A 5,641-nucleotide genomic window follows, 5' to 3' on the forward strand; every position below is an offset into this window, starting at 1 on the left:
CTTTTCCATTGCTCAGCGTTACTTTCTTCAGCTTCTTACAGTTCATGAACGCCTGTTTCTCAATTGTCTTTACATTTGTTCCTACCGTTACGCTTGTAAGCTTCTTAAGTCCCTTGAACGCGCTTGCGCCAATCTTCTCCACTTTATAGCTCTTACCGTTAATCTTCACGGTCTTCTGGATAGTAACGCTCTTCGCGTCCTTGAGAATCTTTACGGCTACTGCTGCTTTCGGGTTCTTCTTGTCAAGCTCGTATCTTACGTTCTTGACATTTACGAAATTCTCAACCGGCGCTGGGTTCGGTCCCGGTCCTGGATTCGGTCCCGGTCCCGGGTTTGGTCCCGGATCCGGTGTAACATTACCAGACTTCGGCACCAGCTTGTATGCGTTGAGCCTGCTAATCAGGTCATTCAGCTCGGATGCCGTAACATTCGGGTTCTGAAGAGCTGCTGTCAGCTGTGCTTTCAGAGCTGCATAATCGTCCCAGTTGGAGTATTTACTGCTCTCACTGTCTTTCACTGCATTATTCAGGGCGGTCTGGGCATTGTCTTTTGCTGCCTCCAGATTCTTCTCGTCTTCAGTCGGAACCGGTTTCAGGTTACTGATATCCAGTTTAGCTGTAAGAGTTTTCAGTACCTCTTTATCCGGTTTTCCTTTCAGCAGTTCTTCCCTAAGATCTTCTTTCGCCTGCTCATATGCAGCCCAGCTCTCCGCCGTATACTTGCCCTCATCGTTATTCTCCACTGCTCCGCTCAGAGCGGTCTCGGCCTCTGAAATAGCATCTGCCAGTTCCTGCTCAACTAAACGATTTACTGCGTCATCAAATTTCTTTTTCACGCCCTGTAACTGCTCAAGCGTCATAGTATCCATCTGATTGCTGCTGACGTCTGCTTCCGCATCATTATATGCCTCTATAAAGGCAGTCCAGCTCTCAGACGTATAAATATTGCTCGCATTACCTTTGTTTTTCAGCTCTTTTGCTGTCTCCCAAGCTGCCTGTGCCTCTTCTTTTGCCACCCGCTTCTCTTCATCACTTATTGCTGTAAACGTGATTTCTTTTGCAGCTGCCGGCAGTTCATTGAAAGTAGCCCCCAGGCTAATCTGTACGGTTCCTGCTTTGGTAACTGTAAGTACACCTGCCGGTGTAATAGCCGCGCCTGCATTGTCAGTACCTTCTGTGTATGTCACTGCTACTGCGCTATCTGTCGTATGCTTCGGACAATCATATCTGTCATGTGTAACCTTTACATATCCTGACAGATCCAGGGAACCTGTCTCAGCTTCTGCTCCCTCCGGTTTCGCCATATCAATGGATGTTGGTCCGGTATAAACAATAGAACCAATCGCACACTCACATGTATCAGCTGTTCTGAGTGCCAGCCCCTCTTTTGCACTCTGCAGATTTTTCAAAGCTGTCCTGTAAACCTGCGCTTTTCTCTTTAATGACGCAGAAGACTGAATGAGAGCCGCAGCCGTATCATACGCACTGCTGTATGCCTGCCATGACTGACGAGTGTATTTCCGTGTGCCATCCCCTTGGTCATTTGTCTCTTTCGGGTTGCTGGTCAGATATGTTTCCAGTGCATCCTTGGGATTCTCAAGGCCTTCACTCTGATAGGTGTAGGTCAGGACGGAAGAAGTATCATCCAGTACCGTAGACTCTGTAAGAAGGCTATCTTCTACTTTAACCCATGCTCCATCTTCTCCTGGAACATACAGGAAATTCTGGTCGGTTGCACTTGCCGGGAATATAGGCTCGCGATCTGTATCAAGTACTATCGGCATCTCACTTGTCTGAACTGCAATTTTTATGGTGTAATCTTTATATGGATCTGGATTTTCTACAGCATCACCACTCTCATTGAGCCATGTGCTCTTTACGCTATATGGCGCATAAACTCCTCTCAATACAATATTTGGTGTTTGATTTTCCAAATACGTATCAAATTTATCCATCAGTTCTCCCGAACCCTGCCATACTTGATTATTGAAATCACTATCATTCGGCTTTATCTGAGATGCATAGTCAGTCGGCAGCCAGGTGCTGTCTCCCGCTTCTCCAGAATTTGTATAAGTATACATCCTGAAATCCTTGGTAGTCCCCTGATATTCCTCTCCATTTACGCCGCCCTGATGACCTGTATTATAATCGCCATGTTCCCACACCTCAGGATTATAACCAATAGCAAACATCGGATACTTCTCGTCACCGTTTCTTCTTCGATTTGTAAGTTTGCCCCAGTCACCATTCGTAACAGAATAGCTACGTGCTTTCACCGCCCCGTTTACTGTACCCTGTATATAAAGCTCAAGTTTGGTATCTACATATACTGCCGCTACTTCTATGCTACTTCCAAGAAACTCTGAAATATCTGCTTTTACCGTCGGCCATTTTTCTTCCCCGCCGATGTAATGCAGTCCATAAAAAGTCAATGTCCCCTGTGTCTTAGAACCGTTCGTTTGTTCTAACTGTATACCATACTGAGAGTTCAGCATACCAATAATAGACTGTTTCTTTTCTATTGTTGCCGGAAGCCCCAATGTACAACGGATGATAAATGCTTTGTTGTAATCATCCGAAGCATCCTGACCCATATCAAAGATAGCGTTTACTTCCTTTCCATCTACAGTCTTTAGCGGTGCCTGTACCCTTCCTTTAAAGCTTTCATCCGACAAAACTGTAAATCCATCCAAGTAATCGAAATCTACATCTGTTCTGTCCTCAGCGTCAGCGTCAAGTTTTGTAGTGATTCCATGCTTAACACCCATCTCAACCTTTTGCACTTCATCATTTCTGGTAATACGTACCTCCGGTAATGTCGTACTTCCATCCAATGCAACCTCTGCAGTCTTATCTGCTGCTTTCAGTCCTTTCGCTCCGTTTTCTTCAAACTCTTCGTTCAGCGTATTCAGAGCCTCTCTATATACTTCTGCCGGCTCATACAAGAATTCTTCTGTCCCATCCTCGCCTTCAGCCGTCGGCGCCTCTTCTGTGTAAGCTCCTACCAGCTTCACTGCTGCATCATACGCTTCTTTAAAGCTCTTCCAGCTTCTCTTTGTGTAAGTCGTCTGATCTGCTCCCAAGCCTGCCACTTCTGCCATCCGTGCTGCATTATCGCTGGTCTGAACCGCTGCTTTTAAGTCGTTATACGGCTCTACCGGAGAAGCAACCGTACCGAAATGTTTCTGTACAGTTATATAGCTCAGCTTGTCCTCGCCTGTGCCGTTATAATTTTCAGGAGCGCCGACTGTTGGCAAATCATTCGTATCGCCATTTATTACCGCTGATGTCAGATCTGCAAATTTGTTGCTGCTGCTTACCTTCACTTTTACTGTGTAAGCTTTTCCTACTTCAAACTTCGCATCATCCGCTAACGGCGTATTCAGGTTCGACGTCTCATACCATTTTGTCTCAGCCACATCATAGCCGGCGCCGTCTGAAACGTTCGCATAAGCCTGCGCTGATGCTGTAGTCGCGCCCTTGGTTGGCTTATCCACAGTCAGTCTTATATCATCTGCTTCTTCCGTTTTCCGGATACCCATGATTTTCACTGCCCTGACAGCCGCATTCTTCGTACCTACCAAATCGTCTACTGCATGCTCATTCAAATCGGACATCTCAAAGCATACATAACGCTGCAGCTGATGTGTCGTATAATTGCCGAATACAGTTCTCTTATAGGTTACAGTGGGATCATCGTCTGTCGCCATTGCCACCTGTGTCCATTCCGACATATCCAGGACATTCTCCCCGACTACTTCCCACTTGTTTCCGTCCGTAACATTTTCAGGCGGGGTAAATTCGTCTGCTGTATAAACCTTGCATTCATTCGCAGAGTTAAGTCCATGCCAGTCAATCTCCATAGACTCTACATCTGTCACAGTCCCTATTCCCAGGTCAAGCACCAGGTACGCCTTATTGCCGTTGCTCATATCAATTCCCTTGTTGCTGGTATCACTAAGCTCTAACGGCATCCAATAGTTATCATCTGTTTCCTCGTCAGTTCCTTCGTCAACATCAGCATGCCCTGCAAGTACATTCTCCACAGAATATGTCGTGTCTCCCACTACCTGGTCGCCTGAGTACCCTGCAACTATCGTGGAACCCTTTCTGCCATCCTCATATTCGGCGTCCATGCCGAGCGCTACATTCTCAGCCACTGCTGCTTTATACTTGTTAGCAATGATTTCGATTTCCCTCAGCGCACCGCCCTTCATATCCTCTGCCGGGTTCGCGCCTGTAATGACCAGACGGACATATCTTTTCAGCTTTGTAAGCCGAAGAGGCATCGTCTCATTGTCGGGTGTAAATGTATCAAGCGGCTGATCCGCACGAGTCTCATTCGTGCTGAAATCCACAACTGTCTCCCAGTCGCCTGAATTATTCAGCGTGCTTATATCTGCGCCGCCCGTAACGCCGTTGTTCTCCAGAGTACAGGTATCAGAAGTCTCCAGCTTATATTTATTAGCCCATGCCTTGGCATTCCAGCGAAGGTTGATTTCCGAAACCGTTGTCTCCAAATCATGTAAATCATATATGATATAATTCACCTTTGTATCGCTTACCGCTACGTTACTATTCCAATACTCACTGTCTGCCGATGTAGCCACATTTCCTACGCCGTTAATAGTATTCTGTACATTTCCGCTTGTGTAAGCTTTCACTGTCACTTTACCGCCGTTTTCCTCACGCAGAGCTATGTCGCCTGAATATTCTACCTGATCCTTACGGCCTGCTTCATAAATCATCATCCTTGCGCCGGCAATGTATTTATTCGCATCTGTCGCGCCGTCTTCACCGGTTCCCCACGTCTCCTGCACGGTAATACGCACGTGACGCGCTCTCTGTGCATTATTAAAATACGCACCCTTTGAGCTTCCGGCCTCATGGAACCACTCATCATCCCCTGATGCATATACCTGCATCCAGCCGGATTCATCAATTTCATCCGGGGTGTCTGTGTCTACATTCGATACCTCAATCGTACACTTCTTGATGTCGCCGCCAGCTCCTGAAGAAAAAAACTTAACTGACCTTAACAACTTTGAGCTTTCTAATGAGAAATAAAGATGCTTTCCGTTAACAGAGTCCATCCTTTTTGACTTTGCATAGCCTGACCTTAATGTCAGATTACTAAACGGATGCACGTCATCCTCATATTCCGCGTCAATATCCGTGCTTACTTCCACCTCTGCTATCGGCCTGGTCCTATACTGCAGGTTTGCCTCTATGTCAGTCTGCACTGCCGCCTCTGCTGAAATTACCCCCAGCCCGGAAACCGGAATTCCGGTTACTACCAGGGCCCCTGCGAGGAATCCAGCCAATACTCGTTTCAATTTCATAATCTTGCATTCTCCTCCGTTTAAACAGGTGGTGCATTCCGCACCTAATTTTTATTTAAGTAACAAAAAAATACAGGAATCTTTCTTGCCGCCCCTCCTTTCCTCCGAAAAAAAACCTGTGATTGTTTAACCTGAATTATTCATGAGCATATAAAAATGCTCGATACTACAAATCCTTGAACCAGTTCCCGTGAAATCAATCGATTTATCCACAAAAATGGGTAGACTATCCCCTTGAAATCCGATTGAGTTATTTTGAACTGGCAAGGTACGTTAATAGTTGCTATTCCAACTGTACAG

1 protein-coding gene is annotated in these 5,641 nt (G+C 46.2%); it reads right to left on the reverse strand.

From position 1 onward, the window contains the following. The coding region (locus NFR99_RS14505) for a leucine-rich repeat protein (protein ID WP_251354001.1) at positions 1–5,341 on the reverse strand (5,341 nt) is incomplete at its 3' end. Between the last annotated feature and the right edge of the window lie 300 nt (positions 5,342–5,641).

Origin of the sequence: Hominisplanchenecus murintestinalis (assembly GCF_943193015.1) — a bacterium.
Lineage (GTDB): Bacteria > Bacillota > Clostridia > Lachnospirales > Lachnospiraceae > Hominisplanchenecus_A > Hominisplanchenecus_A murintestinalis.